This is a genomic window from Bradyrhizobium sp. 153 (assembly GCF_023073835.1).
Classification (GTDB): Bacteria; Pseudomonadota; Alphaproteobacteria; order Rhizobiales; family Xanthobacteraceae; genus Bradyrhizobium.
This window is the reverse complement of record NZ_JADPKH010000016.1, coordinates 26,568-45,523: the sequence shown is the minus strand read 5'-3', so window position 1 is coordinate 45,523 and position 18,956 is coordinate 26,568. Positions and strand designations below refer to the sequence as shown.

The window sequence follows — 18,956 nt, the reverse complement described above, 5'->3', positions numbered from 1 at the left end:
CAACTCAGGAGCCACCTTCAGAATCGATTTCTGCCCAATTCGCAATGCCTTACAGAGAACGCTCACATGCGATTCCCCTGCCCTGGAGGGGGAGGGTCGCTGCGCATGCAGCGAAGCGGAATGCGTAGCGGGGTGGGGTGACAGTCTCTCCGCCGCGAACACTGCCCGAGTGGAGAGATCACCCCACCCCGCTCGCGCTACGCGCGATAGCCCTGCCCTCCAGGGGAGGGTAAGAGAGGTCGCGCCACCTTTTTTCGAAACGATGGAGGAAGAAGAGAACGCTCAGCTCGCCGCTTCCAGCCGCATTTCCGTCAGCAGCCGCATCGCGGCATCGGCATCCATCGGCTCCCCGAAGGCAAAGCCCTGCGCGTATTCGCAGCCCATCTGGTAGAGCTCGACCGCGTCGGAATCGGTCTCGGCGCCTTCGGCCACCACGTCCATGCCGAGGTCATGCGCGAGCGCGATGATCGATTTCAGGATCACCGGGCGCGTGCCGCGGTTGGTGGTGCGCACGAAGGACTGGTCGATCTTGATGGTGTCGAACGGGAAGCGCTGGAGATAGGCCAGCGAGGAATGGCCGGTGCCGAAATCGTCGAGCGACAGCCCGGTGCCGAGCTCGCGGATGCGCGTCAGCATCTGCGCCGCATGCTCCGGATTCTCCATCACCAGCGATTCCGTCAATTCCAGCTTCAGCGTGCCGCGCGCGACCGAGGAGCGCGACAGCACGGTACGGATGTCGTGGATCAGATCGTGGCGCAGCAGCTGCCGCGACGACACGTTGACGGAGGCGAAGATCGGCTCGCGCGAGCGCATCGCGCGCTGCCACACCGCGAGCTGCTTTGCGGTCTGGTCGAGCACGAACATGCCGAGGTCGACGATCAGCCCGGTCTCTTCCGCGATGGTGATGAATTCCGAAGGCGCCATGCGCCCGAGCTTCGGGTGGTCCCAGCGCGCCAACGCCTCGAAGCCGGCGATCGAACGATCCTCCAGCCGCACGATCGGCTGGTACAGGATCGTGATCTCCTGCCGCTCGATGGCGCGGCGCAATTCGCTCTCCAGCGTCAGCCGGTCGGTCTTCCGCGCACGCATTGCCGGCTTGTAGACGTCGATGCGGTCGCCGCCGATGCGCTTGGAGTGATACATCGCGAGCTCGGCGTCCTTGATGATCTCGTCCGTCAATTGGGTCTGCGGATCAGACAAAGCGAGGCCGATCGAGGCCGTGAGGAAGATCTCGCGATCGTTGAAGGCGATCGGGGCGCGGATGGTCTTGCGGATGGTCTCGGCGAAGGCGGTGATGCGGGCGGGGTCCTGCTCCGAGAGCAGGATCAGGCCGAACTGGTCGCCGGCCATCCGTGCCAGCGTGTCTTGCGGCTTCAGGATGCGGGTGAGGCGGCGGGCGAGCGTCAGCAGGATGGAATCGCCGACCGCGATGCCGACGGAATCGTTGACCTGCTTGAAGCGGTCGAGGTCGATCACCATCAGCGTCGGTCGCAGCGTCGGCATGGTCTTGGCGAAATGCGCCACCGCACCCAGCCGGTCCATGAACAGTTTTCGGTTGGGCAGGCCGGTGAGGTTGTCATGCACGGAATCGTGCAGCAGGCGCTCTTCGGCGTTGCGCAGCTCGGTGACGTCGGTGAGCGTGCCGACCACGCGCGAGACCTCGCCGTCGGAGCCGACCACCGGGCGCGCCTTCAGCGCGAACCACATGAAGTGGCCGTCCGGCGTACGCAGGCGGAAATCCTGCACCAGGCGGCCGCGGCGCTGGTCGAGCACGCTGTCCAGCGCGGCGCGGAAGCGATCCTGATCGAGCGGGTGCAGCACTTCGAGCCACGAGGCAGCGGGGCCTTCCAGCGTGCCGCGCTTGAGGCCGAGCAGGGCCTCGGTCTCGGGACTGGTGAAGACCTTGTCGGCGGAGACGTCCCAGTCCCAGATCAGATCGCCGGAGCCGGCCAGCGCCAGCGCCCTCCGTTCGATGTCGGAGACGACACCGGTCGAGGCGCCGCCGCCGGCGAAGGCGTGCTGCATCACCGTGAAGCCGATCAGCATCACGATCAGCACGAGGCCGCCGAGCAGGGCCGGGCCGACGATGTCGTTGGTAACGGAGCCGGCGACCGTCATACCGGCCGCCACGACCCAGACCACCAGGAGGAACCAGGTCGGGATCAGCAGCACCGCGCGGTCGAAGCCGTGGGTGGAGAGATAGACGATCAGCGCGAAGCCGGCGAAGGCGATCAGCACCAGCGAGATACGCGCGATGCCGGAGGCGACCGCCGGATCGAATAACGCAAGCGCCACCAGCGATCCCAGGAAGGCGAGCCAGCCCACCGTGATGTGCGAATAGCGCACATGCCAGCGACTGAGGTTGAGATAGGCAAACAGGAACACCAGCAGCGTCGCCGCCAGGATCGCTTCGCCCGCTGCGCGCCAGATGCGCTCGGCGTTGTTCGACATGTCGAGCACCTTGCCCCAGAAGCCGAAATCGACGCCGATATAGACCAGCACCGCCCATGCTAGCGCCGCGGCGGCCGGGAACATGATGCTGCCCTTCACCACGAACAGAATGGTCAGCACTAAGGCGAGCAAGCCGGAGATGCCGATCACGATGCCCTGGTAGAGCGTGAACGAGTTGACCTTGTCCTTGTAAGCTTCCGGCTCCCACAGATAGAGCTGCGGCAGCTTGTCGGTGCGCAGCTCGGCAACGAAGGTGATGACGGCGCCGGGGTCGAGCGTGATGCGGAAGACATCGGCGGTCGGACTTTCCTGCCGCTCGGGCCGGTCACCGGTCGAAGGCGTGATGGTGGCGATGCGCGACAGACCGAGGTCGGGCCAGAGCAGCCCTGACGAGACGATGCGGTAATGCGGAGCGACGATCAGGCGGTCGAGCTGGTCGTCGGTGTTGTTGGCGAGGGCGAACACCACCCAGTTCTGGCCGCCTTCGCGGGCGCGCACCTCGATGCGGCGGACGATGCCGTCGGTGCCGGGCGCGGTCGAAACCTGGATGCGATCAGCATCGCTGCGCTGATGCTCGAGCACACCGGTGAGATCGATCGCGGGCGCGTCACTGCGAACGCTGACAGCGTCGAGCGCGCGTGCAGGGGACGCGGCAACGAGCATCATGAGGCCCAGCGCGATGGGCGCGAGGCACCTGATCAGACGCAAGGTCAGTTCTCCGCGTTCGACGCAAACTTCGAGTGCAAGGCGATTTCAGACCGGACAGAATTGGTTCGGTGCGTCGCGATAGATGCCACGAAAGCGAGGAAAATCAAAGGGTTTCCGCCTTGCCCTGTGGGCCGGCGGCCTACACCTCCAACACAATTTTGCCAATATGTGCGCTCGTCTCCATGCGCCGGTGCGCATCGGCTGCCTTTTCCAGCGGGAAAGTGCTGTCCATCAGCGGCTTGATGCGCCCTTCACGCAAAAGCGGCATCACTTTCGCCTCGATCGCGGCCACCATCGCCGCCTTGTCCGCATTACTACGGGGGCGCAGCGTCGAGCCGGTATGGGTGAGGCGCTTCACCATCACCTTGGCAACGTTGACGTTGACCTTGGGGCCGTTGAGGGTCGCGATCTGGACGATGCGGCCGTCAACTGCGGCGGCGTCATAGTTGCGATCGACATAATCGCCGGCGACCATGTCGAGGATCAGGTTGACGCCGGCCTTGTTGGTCTCTTCCTTGATCACGGCGACGAAGTCTTCAGTTTTGTAATTGATGGCGCGGTCGGCACCCAGCTTGAGGCAGGCATCGATCTTGTCCTGCGACCCCACGGTGACGAACACTTTTGCGCCGAACGCTTTGGCGAGCTGGATCGCCATGGTGCCGATGCCGGAGGAGCCGCCATGGATCAGCAGCGTCTCGCCGGCCTTGAGGCCGCCGCGTTCGAACACGTTGTGCCAGACCGTCATCAGAGTTTCCGGCAGTGCGCCGGCTTCCTTGATCGACAGCGACGGCGGCACGCTCATGGCATGGGCGTCCTGCGCGATGCAGTACTGCGCATAACCACCGCCGGCGACGAGCGACATCACCTTGTCACCAACCTTGTGCCGCTTGGCATTGCTGCCGACCGCCACCACTTCGCCCGCGATCTCCAGGCCCGGCAAGTCGCTGGCGCCGGGCGGCGGCGGATAGGCGCCGGAGCGCTGCGCGACGTCGGGCCGGTTGACGCCGGCGGCCTCGACCTTGACCAGGATCTCGTCAGGACCGGGCTGCGGCACGGCCCGTTGTTCCGGCACCAGCACCTCCGGTCCGCCGGGCTGGGAGATAGCGACCACGGTCATTTGCGCGGGCAGCTTGTCCATGATGTGTCCTTGAGCAAAGGTGCGGAAATGGGAACGAGGCCATTGCTTAGCCAGCGCGCTCCAAGCTGGCAACCGCCTCAGCCGCGAACGCAGGAGGAACGACGATGCCGATGGAAGACGACGACCGGCCGCGCAAGAAGATCAGCCATGAAATCGGACAGGATCTCTCACTCTTGTCGGTCGAGGAACTAACCGAGCGCGTCATCCTGCTCAAGACCGAGATCGCAAGGCTGGAAGAAGCCGCCACCAAGAAGCGCGCCTCGCGCGATGCGGCGAACAGTGTTTTCAAGTCGTAATCTCTTCATCTCTTCGCCGTCATTCCGGGGCGGCGCGTCAGCGCCGAGCCCGGAATCCATAACCCCAGGAAATCGAAGCGGGCACTCTGATAGAGGCGGGCCGCTCCATCCGTCCGCGCTTATGGATTCTCAGATGCGCAATTGCGCATCATAGCTCGCGACTTCGTCGCGTCCGGAATGACGGGTGAGGGCGTTCGTGCGGCACAGCGTCCGGGGCACGAGACCCCACTCAGCCATTGGCCGACATGGCTAACGAACTCTCAAAAAATTAGCTCGTTTACTTCAGATTAAGCTTTCGGGTTTATGACTGGAACTGTCCTCGTTTGGACACCGAGTGGCTCCTGTCCACTCTGTTTGACGCCTCCCTGTTATCAACTTTCAAAGCCGCCGGTCTCCGGCGGCTCTTTTTTTGCCTCCACTCCGCCTTTTTGCGTCTCGTTACGGTTGAATCCCTGGGAAAGACCCGCGGAAACCATATCCGCGCTTGTGGCTGGACTCGGCGTCCTGCCCGGGCAATGATTTGTTCATCATAAGCCGGCGCCAAGCCGGACAGTCAGACAGTTGCGTAAGGGGCGTTAACCATGGAACGTTTGCAAGCCGACGGCGCTCTCGTTCAACTCAGCGAGCGGTTCACCAATTCTGCGGCGTTCGGCGTCCTGTTCCGCGAGGGCATGGACCTCGTCGAGGAAACCGCCGCCTATCTCGACGGCGCCGGGCGCACGGAGGCCAAGGCGCTCGACCGTGCCGTTAGCCTGACTTATGCAACCGAGAGCATGCGTCTCACGACCCGCCTGATGCAGCTCGCCTCGTGGCTGCTGCTGCACCGCGCGGTGAAAGAAGGCGAGATGACGCTGAGCCAGGCCAATCGCGAGAAGACCAAGGTGAAGCTGACCGCCGCCGATCCGGGCCCCGCCGACACCATCGAGAAGCTGCCCGCGCAGCTCCAGGACCTGATCCACCGCTCGATGAGCCTTCAGACCCGCGTGCGCCGCCTCGACACCACCATCCACACCCCGCCCGCCGACCACGTCGCGATCGGCAACCCGCTGGTGCCGCACCTCAACGCGCTGAAGGCTGCGTTCGAGCGGTAGGGGTCTCAGCGTCATTCCGGGGCGATGCGTGAGCATCGTGCCCGGAATCTCGAAATTCCAGGTTCGGCTCTCCGAGCCGCCCCGGAACGACAGCGTGATAGAAAACAAAAACGCCCCCGGTCTCCCAGGGGCGTTTTTCGTCTCCAGCCTGCAGCCGGATCAATCCTTTTTGAGAAAGCCCGAAAACTTCTTCTGGAAGCGCGAGACGCGGCCGCCGCGGTCCATGAGCTGGGCGTTGCCGCCGGTCCAGGCCGGGTGCGATTTCGGGTCGATGTCGAGGTTCAGCGTGTCGCCTTCCTTGCCCCAGGTCGAGCGGGTCAGGTACTCGGTTCCGTCGGTCATAACGACCTTAATCGTATGATAGTTCGGGTGAATTTCGGCTTTCATGGCAATTCCTCGGCGCCCCGGCGCCTTCTTGGGTGGCTAGCGAATGACGGATTTGGCCGGCTCTATACCTCACCACCCCCTGCAAAACAAGCCATCGCGGGCGGTGAACCGGGCTTCCCCTAAGGGACATCCCGGATTTGCCAGTACCCTTGCTCCGGCCTATTGGGAGCAAACGAATGCAATGGGTCGGATCTCATGAGCGCAGTGGAACGGCTTGATGACCAATATGTCGATCAGCCTGAAATGAATTCCCAGGTGAATTCCCAAGTGAATTCCCAACTGAATTCCGCCGACACCTCATCGATCGAGGCCGATCTGATCGAGCAGCCCGCCAAGGGCCGCGCCAAGCTGCGGCCGCTGCTCGCGCTCGCGCCCTATATCAGCCGCTATCGCGGCCGCGCGGCACTGGCCTTCCTCGCGCTGACTGTCGCCGCACTGACCATGCTGCTGGTGCCGGTCGCGGTGCGCCGGATGATCGATTTCGGCCTGACGCCCGAGGGCATCGAGCTGATCAACAGCTACTTCTCGGTGATGCTTGCGGTGGTTGCCGTGCTCGCGCTGGCGAGCGCGGCGCGCTACTACCTCGTGATGACGATCGGCGAGCGCATCGTCGCCGACCTCAGGCGCGACGTGTTCGGGCATCTGCTGTCGCTTTCGCCGACCTTCTTCGACTCCGCGCGCAGCGGCGAGCTGATCTCGCGGCTCACCGCCGACACCACCCAGATCAAATCCGCCGTCGGCGCCTCGGTGTCGATCGCGCTGCGCAATCTGATGATGTTTCTCGGCGCCGCCGCGATGATGGTGATCACCAGCCCGAAATTGTCAGGCTTCGTGCTGTTGGCCATACCTTTGATCGTGCTGCCGCTGGTGGCTTTCGGGCGCTGGGTACGGCGGCTGTCGCGCAATGCGCAGGACACGCTCGCCGATGCCTCCGCCTATGCCGGCGAGCTGATCGGGGCGATCCGCACCGTGCAGGCCTATACCAGCGAGCAGTTCGCCGAGAAGCGCTTCGGCGGCAATGTCGAGCAGGCTTATGAGGCGGCGCGCACCTCGACCCAGGCCCGCGCCGTGCTCACCGCCATCATCATTTTCATCGTGTTCGCAAGCGTTGTCGCGATCCTCTGGATCGGCTCGCATGACGTGCTCACCGGTGCGATCACGCCCGGTCGGCTCGGCCAGTTCGTGCTCTATGCCGTGTTCGCCGCGGCGGGACTCGGCCAGCTCAGCGAGGTTTGGGGCGAAGTGTCGGCGGCATCCGGTGCTGCCGAGCGCCTGTTCGAGATCTTGCATGTAAGACCCGAGATCACCGCGCCCGCCGCGCCTCGCGCCTTGCCAATGCCGGCGCGCGGCGAGGTCGGCTTCGATCGGGTCAGCTTCGCCTATCCTGCGCGGCGCGACGTTAACGTGCTCGATGCGGTGTCGTTCACCGTGCATCCGGGCGAGAAGGTCGCGATCGTCGGTCCGTCCGGCGCCGGCAAGAGCACGATCTTTCATCTGCTGCTGCGCTTCTACGATCCGCGCAGCGGCGCGATCTCGCTCGACGGCGTGCCGGTCAGATCCGCCGACCCGCGCGATGTTCGCGCCCGCATCGCGCTGGTGCCGCAAGACTCGGTGGTGTTTGCGGCAAGCGCTCGCGAGAACATCCGCTTCGGCCGGCCGGATGCGACCGATGCCGAGGTCGAGCGCGCCGCCGAGCTCGCGCATGCCGCCGAGTTCATCCGCCGGCTGCCCGAAGGCTTCGAGACGGCGCTCGGCGAGCGCGGCGTGACGCTCTCCGGCGGCCAGCGCCAGCGCATCGCCATCGCGCGCGCCATCCTGCGCGATGCGCCGCTGCTGCTGCTGGATGAAGCCACCTCCGCGCTCGATGCTGAAAGCGAAACGCTGGTGCAGACCGCGCTGGAAGAGCTGATGCGCCACCGCACCACGCTGGTGATCGCCCATCGCCTCGCCACCGTCTTGTCCTGCGACCGCATCCTGGTGATGGACCAGGGCAGGGTCGTCGAGCAGGGCACGCATGCCGAACTCGTGGCAGCGAACGGGCTTTACGCGAGGCTGGCGCGGTTGCAGTTCGAGGGGGCGTGAGAGCCTGAGCGATCGACGTGAGGCGCAGCGATCGCTGCCCCCACCCACAGTGTCATCGCCCGCGAAAGCGGGCGATCCAGTACGCCGCGGCGTCTCGGTTCAAGTGCTGTCTCTGGAATACTGGATCACACGCCTGCGCGGGTAATGACAGCGGTGAAGGAGCCGTCTTTACCGGCACTTCGGCGAGAGCGCCGGCACGTTCGGCCACGGCCAGTTCTTCCAGCTGCCGTCATTATCGACGCAGGCCGATGGCGCAGGGCTGCTCGCCGGAGAACTCGTTGTGTTGACCTGCGTCGCAAAGCGCTGGTCGACATAGGCCGTCGACACATATCCGGCGACGATGACGGCCAGAAAAACCGAGCAACCCTTGGCCAGATCGCGCAGCTTCATCGATCGTCTTCATCCGCTTGTCATCGCTGCTCTGACTACAACGACTAACGAACGTCGCGGGATCCCGGCGTGACGGGCCTCACGCCCGCCACGCCATCTTCAGCACCGGCCGCCCCGAGGTCGGGTTCACATCGTCGCCGGCATGGGCAAAGCCGTTGCGCTCGTAGAAGCGGATGGCGCGGGCGTTGTCCTTGTTGACGAGCAGCGTAACGCCTGAGGGCGACAGCCGCTTGGCTTCTTCCACCAGCAGCCTGGCTGCATCCGAGCCCCAGTGCGCGGGATCGACCACGAGCTGGTCGAGATAGCCGTCATCGTCGATGGTGACGAAGCCGCTGAGCGCGCCATCCTGCTCGGCGACGACGATAGAGGCTTTCGGCACCAGGTCCTTGCGCCAGCGCTCCCGCCACCAGTCCAGCCGCGCCGCGAAATCGATCTGCGGATAGGCCTGCTGCCAGGTGCGATGCCAGAGGTCGATCGTGGCCGCCTCGTCCTCGGGTCGGTAGGGGCGGAGGCGGAGGGCGCTCACTACCGCTCCGTCAGCTTCAACTCGATGCGGCGGTTGCGCTTATAGGCCTCCTCGGTGTTGCCGGGATCGAGCGGCTGGAATTCGCCGAAGCCGGCGGCGACGAGGCGCTGGGCCGGCACGCCGAGCGAGACCAGGTACTGCACCACCGAAATGGAGCGGGCGGCCGACAGTTCCCAGTTCGACTTGAAGTTCGGGCCATTGACCGGACGCACATCGGTGTGGCCGTCGACGCGCAGCACCCACGGGATCTCGCTCGGGATCTTCTTGTCGAGCTCGATCAGCGCTGCCGCCAAGGTGTCGAGCTCGGCGCGGCCTTCGGGCAGCAAGGTCGCCTGTCCGGTATCGAAGAACACTTCGGACTGGAACACGAAGCGGTCGCCGACGATCCGGATGTCGGGGCGGTTGCCGAGGATGGCGCGCAGGCGCCCGAAGAATTCCGAGCGGTAGCGCGACAATTCCTGCACGCGCTGCGCCAAAGCAACATTCAAGCGAGAACCGAGGTCAGCGATCCGGTTCTGCGATTCCTTGTCGCGCTTCTCGGAGGCATCCAGCGCCTCTTCAAGTGCCGCCAATTGCCGCCTGAGCGCGCTGATCTGCTGGTTCAGCACCTCGATCTGCGCCAGCGCCCGCGCCGAGACCGCTTTCTCGGAGTCCAGTGCCTTGCCGAGCTCGGCGGTCTTGCCTTGCGCGTCGTTGCCGGCATTGGCGAGCCCCTCATAGAGGCCCTTGATGCGGTCGCGCTCGGATTCGGCCGAGGCAAGTCCCGCCTTCAGTTGCGAGACCTGGTCGTCGAGCGTGAGCTTGCCGAGCTTCTCCAGCGACAGGAGCTCGTTGAGCTGCGCGATCTTGGCGTTGAGCTGCTCCAGCGCCTTGTCCTTGCCGGTGACCTCCTGCGACAGGAAGAACTGCACAACCAGGAAGACCGACAGCAGGAACACGATCGACAGCACCAGGGTCGACAAGGCGTCGACGAATCCGGGCCAGTAGTTGAAGGTGCCTTCGCTGCGGCGGGCGCGGGCAAGAGCCATGATCGCCTTTCCGTATTAGCTGCTCAACTCTTCTCGGGCTGGCGGGCGAGGCGCTCGAGCAGGCGCCGGATCTCGCGGTTCTGCTCGCCCTGGCCGTCGGCCCATTCGCGGATCATCTGCTGCTCGGTGCGCATGTGCGAGACCAGCGCCTGGATCGCTTCGGCAAGGCTCGCCATCGCCGCGGTAGTGCCGCGGCTGGCGCTGCCTTCCTCGAACACGGAGCGCAGCCGCTCGACCGCGGCCTGGAGCTCGCCGCTGGCGACGCCACCGCCGCCGGAAGCGACCGCCACTTCGCCATTGCCATATTCGCGCACGGTGCTGGCGAGCCAGTCTTCCAGGTCGGTGTAGAAGCGGTTCTGCGCCTGGCTCGATTGCAGGTCGAGGAAGCCGAGGATCAGCGAGCCGGCGAGGCCAAACAGCGAACTGGAGAACGAGATGCCCATGCCGCCGAGCGGGGCGGCGAGGCCTTCCTTCAAGGTGTCGAACAGCGCGCCGGCATCGCCACCGACCTTGAGGCCGTCGATCACCTTGCCGACCGAGCCGACCGTCTCGATCAGGCCCCAGAAGGTGCCGAGCAGGCCGAGAAAGACGAGCAGGCCGGTCATGTAGCGGGAGATGTCCCGGGCTTCGTCCAGGCGGGTCGCGATCGAATCGAGCAGATGCCGCATCGTGGTCTGGGTGATCGTCATCCGCCCCGAGCGCTCGCCGCCGAGGATCGCCGCCATCGGCGCCAGCAGCTTCGGGTGCCGGGCCGGCGCCAGGCCGGGATCGGCGATGCGGAAATTGTTGACCCAGGAGACTTCGGGATAGAGCCGAATGACCTGACGAAAGGCCAGCACGATGCCGATGAACAGCACCGCCCCGATCAGGGCATTAAGGCCGGGATTGGCGAAGAAGGCTTGGATGATCTGCTTGTAGAGCACCACGCCGACCAGCGTACACAGAACCAGGAAGACCAGCATCCGCACCAGGAAGACGCTGGGCGAGGACAGTTTTGTGTACTCGATATCCATGGTGGAGCGGGAAGTGCCAGACGGCATGGCCGATATCATCCGTTACGAAGCTTGCTTGCGGCGCACACTATGGCACAGCGCCAGCCCAAAAAAAGCGCCGGATGCGCCGATTTCGGGGAGAGCTTGGGGAACCTGGGCCGGAAGCCGCGCTTTGATAGGCAGGTGTCTGCAAGAGCTCGCCATTCGGGGGCCGCATGAGCGTCGTTTCCGCGATCATCGGGACTGCCGAACGTGTGCCGTTACCGGACGTCGTGATTCGTGCCGCGATCCAGCGCCTGTGCTCGCGCACGGCGACGCGCCTGTCCACGCTGGGGGCGGTCGACGATGCCGCCTTCGCCGGGCGGATGATGCTGCGGCCGATCGCCGAGGACGCCGATGCTGCCGGCGGCCGGCACGACCAGGTGCCTGCTTCGTTCTTCGCGCAAGTGCTCGGCCCCAACCGCAAATTTTCCTGCTGTTTCTACAAAACCGACGCGACCTCCTTGCAGGAGGCGGAGGAGGAGGCTCTACGCCAGACCGTCGAGCATGCCGGTCTTGCCGACGGGCAGACCATCCTCGAGCTCGGCTGCGGCTGGGGCTCGCTATCGCTGCGGATCGCGCGGCAGTTTCCGCACGCGAAGGTGACGGCCGTGTCGGCCTCGCAGGCGGAGCGCGCTTATGTCGAGGATGAGGCGCGGCGGCGCGGGCTGTCGAACCTGCGGGTCGTGATCGCCGACATGAACGTGTTCGCGCCCGAGGGGCAGTTCGACCGCATCATCTCGGTCGAGACGTTCGAGCACATGATGAACTGGCGCAAGCTGATGACACGCCTGCGCGCATGGCTCGCGCCCGACGGACGCTTCTTCATGCATGTGGTCACTCATCGCTCCGGCTCCCATCTGTTCAACCCAGCGAATCGCGAGGATTGGATCGCGCAGCACGCCTTCACGGGGCGGATTGATGCCGAGCCATCACCTCGTCAGGCAATTCGACGACATCTTCGCAATCGAGAAGGAATGGTGCTGGAGCGGCGCGCATTACCAACACACCGCGAATGACTGGCTCGCCAATTTCGATGCGCATCGCGACACCATCGAGGCCGCGTTGCGCAAGGTCTATGGCGAGGAGACCGCACTCTGGATGCGGCGCTGGCGCTGGTTTCTCCTCGCGACGTCGGGCCTGTTCGGCTACGCTGATGGAACCGAATGGGGCGTCAGCCACTACCGGATGAAGGCCGCCGAGTAATTGCGATGTTCCGTCGCAGCACGCGGCGGTGGACCCCGACTCACAATCAAGTGACAGGGCAAAAAGCGCCTCAACTCAACACCATACGCTGTGTGACAATGAGCCGCCCGCGCCATGCGTTGCATCGCAGCAGATGCATTCTATTTTGGCGGCATCAGCCGCGTGTAAAAGGCCCAGAACGGGCCTCGCGCGAGCATGATCAGTTTCAACAACATCGGGGCACCCCACTTCATGTCAGGACTTCGTGCGCGATCGGCATGCGTTGCAATGATGCTCGCGGCCTTAGCGCCGCTGCTGGCGGGCTGCGAGGAGTCCAGCTCCGCCGTGTCCGCCGCCCCGCCGGCCGATCCTGACGTCAGCATCGTCGTCGTCAAGCCGCAGCCCCGTGCGGTGGTGCGTGAGCTGCCGGGCCGCATCGCGCCGACCCGCGTCTCCGACGTGCGGCCGCGCGTCTCCGGCATCGTGGTCGAGCGCCTGTTCCGGCAAGGCAGCGAAGTGAAGGCGGGCGATCCGCTCTACCGCATCGATCCGCGCCCATTCGAGGTCGAGGTGATGGCCAACGAGGCCGCGGTCGCCAAGGCCGAGGCTGCTGCGATGCAAGCGCACCAGCAGGCACGCCGCGTCGCTGCGCTCACCAAGGATCGCGCCGCGCCGGAGGCCGAGAACGAAAAGGCAATCGCCGCCGAGCGGCAGGCCCAGGCCGAGGTCGAAGGCCGCAAGGCCGAACTCGCGCGCGCAAAACTCAACCTCGATTACGCCACCGTGCGCGCGCCGATCGACGGCGTCGTCGGTGCGGCGCTGGTCAGCGAGGGCGCGCTCGTCGTGCAGAACGAGACCAATCTCGCCAGCATCCAGCAGCTCGATCCGATTTATGCCGATTTCACCCAGTCGGTGACCGAGCTCAACCAGCTCCGGCGCGCCTTCGAAAGCGGCGATCTCGAGCGTATTGCGGCCGACGCCGCCAAGGTGCGCCTCGTGCTCGATGACAACACCATCTATTCGCTCGACGGCAAGCTGCTGTTTTCCGACGCCAAGGTCGATGCCCATACCGGCCAGGTGACGCTGCGCGGCGAGTTCCCCAATCCCAAGCGCGAGCTCCTGCCGGGCATGTATGTCCGCGTTCGCATCGATCAGGGTCTCGATAGCGACGCGATCGCGGTGCCGCAGCAGGCGATCCAGCGCAATGGCGGCGGCGGCAGCGAGGTCTTCGTCGTCAAGGACGACAACCACATCGCGGTGCAGGCGGTGCGCACCGGCTCGGTGCAGGACGGACTCTGGTTCGTCACCGAAGGCCTGAAGGCCGGAGACAAGGTCGTGGTCGAAGGCTTCCAGAAATTCGCGGCCGGCGACAAGGTCAAACCGCAATCCTGGTCGGAGGCGGACGCGACTGCGGACAACCGGCACGCCCAGAAGCTCACGCGGTAACGCGCCATGCCGAGTTTCTTCATCGACAGGCCGATTTTCGCCTGGGTGGTTGCGCTATTCATCTGCTTGATCGGTGCGATTGCGGTTCCGCTGCTGCCGATCGCGCAATATCCGATCATCGCGCCGCCCTCGATCTCGGTTTCGACCAGCTATCCCGGCGCCTCCCCGGAGAACCTCTACAACAGCGTCACGCGGCTGATCGAGGAGGAGCTCAACGGCGCGGCCAACATCCTCAACTTCGAATCGACCAGCGACTCGCTCGGCCAGGTCGAGATCATCGCGAATTTCCAGCCGGGCACCGATACCAGCGCGGCCTCGGTCGAGGTGCAGAACCGCATCAAGCGCGTCGAGGCGCGCCTGCCGCGCGCCGTGATGCAGCAGGGCATCTTGATCGAGGAAGCCTCCAGCGCGGTGCTTCAGATCATCACACTGAACTCGACCGACGGCAGCCTCGATGAGGTCGGCCTCGGCGACTTCATGATCCGCAACGTGCTCGGTGAGATCCGCCGCATTCCCGGCGTCGGCCGCGCCACGCTCTACTCGACCGAGCGCAGCTTGCGCGTCTGGGTCGATCCGGCCAAGCTCGTCGGTTATGGGCTGACCGCCGACGACGTCAACAAGGCCATCGCCGCGCAGAACGCGCAGGTCGCCTCGGGCAGCATCGGCGCGGAGCCGTCGACGTCGAGCCAGCGCACCTCCGCGCTGGTGCTGGTCAAAGGCCAGCTCTCGTCCCCGGACGAGTTCGGCGCCATCATCCTGCGCGCCAATGCCGACGGGTCGACCGTGCGCCTGCGCGACGTCGCACGTATCGAGGTCGGCGGCCTCAGCTACCAGTTCAACACGCGCCTCGACGGCAAGCCGACCGCCGGCCTGTCGGTGCTGATGTCGCCGACCGGCAACGCGCTGGCAACCGCGAGCGCGGTCGAAGCGAAGATGAAGGAGCTGTCGCGCTTCTTTCCGGCGAACATCACCTACGAGATTCCCTACAACATCACGCCGGTGGTCGAAGCCTCGATCAAGAAGGTGCTGTCGACGCTGGTCGAGGCCGTGGTGCTGGTCTTCGTGGTGATGTTCTTGTTTCTCCAGAACATCCGCTACACCATCATTCCGACCATCGTGGTGCCGGTGGCGTTGCTCGGGGCCTGCTCCACGCTGCTGCTTGCCGGCTACTCCATCAACATGCTTTCGATGTTCGGCATGGTGCTCGCGGTCGGCATCCTCGTCGACGACGCCATCGTCGTGGTCGAGAACGTCGAACGCATCATGGCCGAGGAAGGCCTGCCGCCGAAGGAAGCGACGCGGAAAGCCATGTCGCAGATCACCGGCGCCATCATCGGCATCACGTTGGTGTTGATGGCGGTGTTCGTGCCGATGGCATTCTTCCCGGGCTCGGTCGGCATCATCTATCGCCAGTTCTCGGTGACCATGGTCGCAGCGATCGGCTTCTCCGCCTTCCTGGCGCTGTCGCTGACGCCGGCGCTGTGCGCGACCCTGCTCAAGCCCGTCGAGGCCGGCCACGGTCACGCGAAGAGGGGCGTGTTCGGCTGGTTCAACCGCATGCTCGAAGGCGGCAAGGAGCGCTATTCCCGAACCGTCGGATTCTCGCTGAAGCGGACCGGCCGTCTGATGCTGGTCTACGCCGCGCTGCTGGTCGGCTTGTCCTGGGCCTTCATCAACCTGCCCGGCGGCTTCCTGCCCGTCGACGATCAGGGCTTCGTCACCACCGACGTGCAGACGCCGTCGGATTCGTCCTACGCGCGCACCGAAGCCGTGATCGAAAAGGTGGAAAAATATCTGGCACAGCGGCCGGGCGTCGACAACGTCACCTTCCTCACCGGCTTCAGCTTCTCCGGCCAGGGCATGAACACCGCGCAGGCGTTCATCACCTTGAAGGACTGGTCGGAACGCGGGCCAAAGGACTCCGCCGCCGCGATCGTCAACGACATCAACCGCGACCTGTCGTCTTCCGTTCGCGATGCAAAGATCTCAGCGCTCCAGCCGCCGCCGATCGACAATCTCGGCAATTCCTCGGGCTTCTCGTTCCGTCTCCAGGACCGCGGCCAGAAGGGCTATCAGCAATTGATGCGCGCCGCGGATCAACTGATCGCCGAAGCCAATGCGAGCCCCGTGCTGCAGAAGGTCTATATCGAAGGCCTGCCCGAGGCCGGCGTGGTCAATCTCGTGATCGACCGCGAGAAGGCCGGCGCCTTCGGCGTCACCTTCGAGGACATCAACAACACGATCTCGACCAATCTCGGCTCGAACTACATCAACGACTTCCCGAACCGCGGCCGCATGCAGCGCGTCGTGGTGCAGGCCGACGCCCGCGACCGCATGCGGACCGAGGACATCCTCAACTACAACGTCAAGAACAGCCGCGGCCAGCTGGTGCCGTTCTCCTCGTTCGCCACGGTGGAATGGGCGCGGGGGCCGACGCAGATCGCCGGCTTCAACTACTACCCGGCTGTGCGCATCTCCGGCGAGGCGAAACCCGGCTTCACCTCGGGCGATGCGATCGCCGAGATGGAGCGGCTCGCCGGCAGGTTGCCGCGCGGCTTTGGTTATGAATGGACGGGGCAGTCACTCCAGGAGAAGCTCTCGGGCTCGCAGGCGCCGTTCCTGCTGGCGCTGTCGGTGTTCGTGGTGTTCCTGTGCCTTGCCGCACTCTATGAAAGCTGGACCATTCCGCTCGCGGTGCTGCTCACCGTGCCGCTGGGCATCGTCGGCGCGGTCGTCGCAGCGACGCTGCGGAGCTTGCCCAACGACGTCTACTTCACCGTCGGCCTGATCACCATCATTGGCCTTGCCGCAAAGGACGCGATCCTGATCATCGAGTTCGCGAAAGATCTGCGCAAGGAGGGCAAGCCGCTGGTGGAGGCCACCATCGAGGCTTGCCGCCTGCGCTTCCGCCCGATCCTGATGACCGGCCTCGCCTTCATCTGCGGCGTGCTGCCGATGGCGATCGCCCACGGCGCCGGCGGCGCCAGCCAGCAAGCGCTCGGCTCCGTCGTGATGGGCGGCATGATCGCGGTGGTGATCCTGGCGCTCTTGATGGTGCCGGTGTTCTTCGTCTCGGTGCAGCGCGTGTTGGGCGGGGATCGGGAGCCGGTGGCGGCGAAGGAAGGCGAGGCCTACGGGCCGCCGGCGCCGGTTCGACACTAAGCAGGTCGCGTCACATCCCTTACCTCGCCCGGTTGCGGGGCGAGGGAGCGCAGCGTCGCTGTGGCGGCACCTTACGCCGACTTCCGCAAGATCTTCACAAGCTCCCCGTGCACGAACTCGTTCCCGCACACGAGATGTCCGGTCACCAGCGCATCGCCGGGCGTGTCGATATCGCTCACCGTGCCGCCGGCTTCCCGCACCATGATCTGGCCGGCCGCGATGTCCCAGGGTGACAGATTCCGTTCCCAATAGCCGTCGAGACGGCCGGCGGCGACGAAGGCGAGGTCGAGCGAGGCGGCGCCGAAGCGGCGCAGGCCAGCGACGCGGTCCTGGATCGCGGTCATCTCGCGGCGGAATTCCTCGTGGTCGCCGCGGCCGAGATGGGGCAGGCCGCAGGCCACCACGCATTCGTTGAGCTGGCGGCGGCCGGCCACGCGCAGCCGCTGGTCATTGAGGAAGGCGCCCTTGCCGCGCTCGGCGATGTAGAGCTCGTCGTTAGCGGGGTTGTAGATCACGCCCGCGATGACCGTGCCCTCGCGTGCAAGGCCGATCGAGATCGCGAATTGCGGGATGCCGTGCAGGAAGTTGGTGGTGCCGTCCAAGGGATCGACGATCCAGGTATGGCTCTTGTCACTGCCTTCGCGAGTGCCGCCCTCTTCGCCGATGAAACCGTAGCCGGGCCGCGCCTTGGCGAGGTCCTGGTAGAGGATCTCCTCGGCCCGCTTGTCGGCGAGCGAGACGAAATTCGCCGGGCCCTTCAGCGAGACCTGAAGATGCTCGATCTCGCCGAGATCGCGCTTGAGGCTGCGGCCGGCGCGACGCGCAGCCTTCACCATGACATTGATCGTTGCGGAGTACAGCATGAGCTCTGGTCTTGATCGGGGGGAAATGGCGCGAAATCGCGCCTGTTAAGGGATGGGGTGCCCTGCGAGGGCGCCAAGGTCAAGTCATTTGGTCCCAAGCCATTTCTTGGCCGCGGCCTCGGCCTTGGCCCGGTCTTCGGCCGGCAGATCGGACAATTGCTTGTCGAGCTCCGGGTCACCCTTGCCGGCGGTCTTGGCCACCAGGTGCCATTTGAAGCCTTCGATCTTGTCCACGGACGTGCCCATGCCGTTGATCAGCACCCAGGCCAGCCGGTTCTGCGCGATCGCGCTGCCCTGGCGGGATGCCTTGCGGAGCAACGCGACAGCCCCCGGCTGGTTCTGCGGCGTGCCGGTGCCGTTGAACATGGCGATGGCATATTCGACTTCGGCATCGACATTGTCGGCGAGCGAAGCGGCTTGGAGCAGCCGCACGGCCCGTTCGGGGTCCTTCGGCACACCGGTGCCTTCCTTGTAGAAGGTCGCGAGCGCGTATTGCGCCTCGGGAAGGCCGGCATCGGCGGCTTGGCGCAGCAGCTCGGCGGACCGCTTGACGTCCTGCGGTAGCGTCTGGCCGTCGAGATACAGCAAAGCGAGGTTATAGGCCGCCTTCGGCTCGCCGAGCTTGGCGGCGGACGCCATCAGCTTGACCGCTTCGGCCTTGTCGACCGGGCCGCCGCGGCCGGAGATGCGCAGCATGGCGAGCGCGAACATCGCCTCGCGGTCGCCGGCGTCCGCAGCGCGCTTGTACCATTCCTGCGCCTTGGCGTAGTCGCGGCGGATGCCCATGGCGTTGGAATAGAGCTCGCCGAGCATGGTCATCGCCTTGGGATCGCCTCCTTGCGCGCGGGCGGTGGCGAGCTCGAACGCCGTCTTGTACTGCCCGCGCTGGTAGGCGCCGAACACCAGATCGACATTGGAATTGTCGGTCGGCGGCGCGGGGATCACGGTCGCGGCCGGGGCCGGCTTGGAGGAGGGGGCCGGCTTCGGGGAGGCTGAAGGCTTCGGCGCCGGTGCAGCCTCCTTCTTGTTGGTGAGCGCGTGCGGCTTCGGCTTCGGTTTCTCAGGTGCCGCGCTCGGCGTTGTGGCCGGCGGGGTGATCTGGAGCTGCGCGGCCGCAGGCACTGTGAGCAGCAGCGTGGCCAAAATGGTGATGCGCGGGAGCTTCATGTCCG

The 18,956-nt window shown here is 65.3% G+C and carries 14 protein-coding genes and 1 pseudogene; 6 read left to right on the top strand and 9 right to left on the bottom strand.

Features of this window, described 5'->3' with window-relative positions; all coding sequences use genetic code 11:
• Positions 1 to 282 precede the first annotated feature (282 nt).
• Both IVA91_RS03895 and IVA91_RS03890 read right to left on the bottom strand, forming a co-directional pair.
• The gene (locus IVA91_RS03895) at positions 283 to 3,159 is read right to left on the bottom strand and encodes an EAL domain-containing protein (RefSeq protein WP_247278079.1); all 2,877 of its coding nucleotides are present in this window, start codon (positions 3,157 to 3,159) and stop codon (positions 283 to 285) included.
• Positions 3,160 to 3,298: 139 nt separating this feature from the next.
• A complete protein-coding gene (locus IVA91_RS03890; protein WP_247278080.1) occupies positions 3,299 to 4,297 on the bottom strand; it encodes an NAD(P)H-quinone oxidoreductase in 999 nt (332 codons plus the stop codon).
• 104 nt (positions 4,298 to 4,401) lie between these two features.
• Here IVA91_RS03890 and IVA91_RS03885 point away from each other — a divergent pair, with 104 nt between their 5' ends.
• The gene (locus tag IVA91_RS03885; protein ID WP_247278081.1) at positions 4,402 to 4,593 is read left to right on the top strand and encodes a DUF1192 domain-containing protein; all 192 of its coding nucleotides are present in this window, start codon (positions 4,402 to 4,404) and stop codon (positions 4,591 to 4,593) included.
• Between the two features lie 581 nt (positions 4,594 to 5,174).
• The gene (locus IVA91_RS03880) at positions 5,175 to 5,684 is read left to right on the top strand and encodes a DUF1465 family protein (protein ID WP_247278082.1); all 510 of its coding nucleotides are present in this window, start codon (positions 5,175 to 5,177) and stop codon (positions 5,682 to 5,684) included.
• Between the two features lie 159 nt (positions 5,685 to 5,843).
• On the opposite strand, the gene rpmE is transcribed toward IVA91_RS03880, so the two are convergent.
• A complete protein-coding gene (gene rpmE, locus IVA91_RS03875; RefSeq protein WP_007599895.1) occupies positions 5,844 to 6,071 on the bottom strand; it encodes a 50S ribosomal protein L31 in 228 nt (75 codons plus the stop codon).
• A gap of 243 nt (positions 6,072 to 6,314) precedes the next feature.
• On the opposite strand from rpmE, the gene IVA91_RS03870 reads away from it, so the two are divergent.
• Complete coding sequence (locus IVA91_RS03870) at positions 6,315 to 8,153, top strand: ABC transporter ATP-binding protein/permease (RefSeq protein WP_247458341.1); 1,839 nt, start codon at positions 6,315 to 6,317, stop codon at positions 8,151 to 8,153.
• Between the two features lie 168 nt (positions 8,154 to 8,321).
• On the opposite strand, the gene IVA91_RS03865 is transcribed toward IVA91_RS03870, so the two are convergent.
• The 4 genes from IVA91_RS03865 to IVA91_RS03850 all read right to left on the bottom strand — a co-directional run bounded on the left by IVA91_RS03865 (position 8,322) and on the right by IVA91_RS03850 (position 11,137).
• Positions 8,322 to 8,543 carry a hypothetical protein gene (locus IVA91_RS03865; protein WP_247278083.1) on the bottom strand — a complete coding sequence of 74 codons (222 nt, stop codon included), beginning with the start codon at positions 8,541 to 8,543 and terminating at the stop codon, positions 8,322 to 8,324.
• A gap of 79 nt (positions 8,544 to 8,622) precedes the next feature.
• Positions 8,623 to 9,069, bottom strand: a complete 447-nt coding sequence (locus tag IVA91_RS03860) for a GNAT family N-acetyltransferase (RefSeq protein ID WP_247278084.1) — start codon at positions 9,067 to 9,069, stop codon at positions 8,623 to 8,625.
• The gene (locus tag IVA91_RS03855) at positions 9,069 to 10,097 is read right to left on the bottom strand and encodes a peptidoglycan -binding protein (RefSeq protein WP_247278085.1); all 1,029 of its coding nucleotides are present in this window, start codon (positions 10,095 to 10,097) and stop codon (positions 9,069 to 9,071) included. Before IVA91_RS03855 ends, IVA91_RS03860 begins: the two co-directional genes overlap by 1 nt.
• Positions 10,098 to 10,120: 23 nt before the next feature.
• The gene (locus IVA91_RS03850; RefSeq protein ID WP_247278086.1) at positions 10,121 to 11,137 is read right to left on the bottom strand and encodes a flagellar motor protein MotA; all 1,017 of its coding nucleotides are present in this window, start codon (positions 11,135 to 11,137) and stop codon (positions 10,121 to 10,123) included.
• A 167-nt stretch (positions 11,138 to 11,304) separates the two neighbouring features.
• Between IVA91_RS03850 and IVA91_RS03845 the strand changes: the two are divergent.
• The 3 genes and pseudogenes from IVA91_RS03845 (at position 11,305) to IVA91_RS03835 (ending at position 16,921) form a co-directional block, all read left to right on the top strand.
• Positions 11,305 to 12,334: pseudogene (locus IVA91_RS03845) on the top strand (cyclopropane-fatty-acyl-phospholipid synthase family protein).
• A 231-nt stretch (positions 12,335 to 12,565) separates the two neighbouring features.
• Positions 12,566 to 13,759: an efflux RND transporter periplasmic adaptor subunit gene (locus tag IVA91_RS03840; protein ID WP_247278087.1), complete on the top strand. Its 1,194-nt coding sequence runs from the start codon at positions 12,566 to 12,568 to the stop codon at positions 13,757 to 13,759.
• Between the two features lie 6 nt (positions 13,760 to 13,765).
• A complete protein-coding gene (locus IVA91_RS03835; RefSeq protein WP_247278088.1) occupies positions 13,766 to 16,921 on the top strand; it encodes a multidrug efflux RND transporter permease subunit in 3,156 nt (1,051 codons plus the stop codon).
• Between the two features lie 71 nt (positions 16,922 to 16,992).
• On the opposite strand, the gene IVA91_RS03830 is transcribed toward IVA91_RS03835, so the two are convergent.
• Complete coding sequence (locus IVA91_RS03830) at positions 16,993 to 17,784, bottom strand: inositol monophosphatase family protein (protein WP_247278089.1); 792 nt, start codon at positions 17,782 to 17,784, stop codon at positions 16,993 to 16,995.
• An 84-nt stretch (positions 17,785 to 17,868) separates the two neighbouring features.
• Positions 17,869 to 18,951: a tetratricopeptide repeat protein gene (locus IVA91_RS03825; protein WP_247278090.1), complete on the bottom strand. Its 1,083-nt coding sequence runs from the start codon at positions 18,949 to 18,951 to the stop codon at positions 17,869 to 17,871.
• Positions 18,952 to 18,956 lie beyond the last annotated feature (5 nt).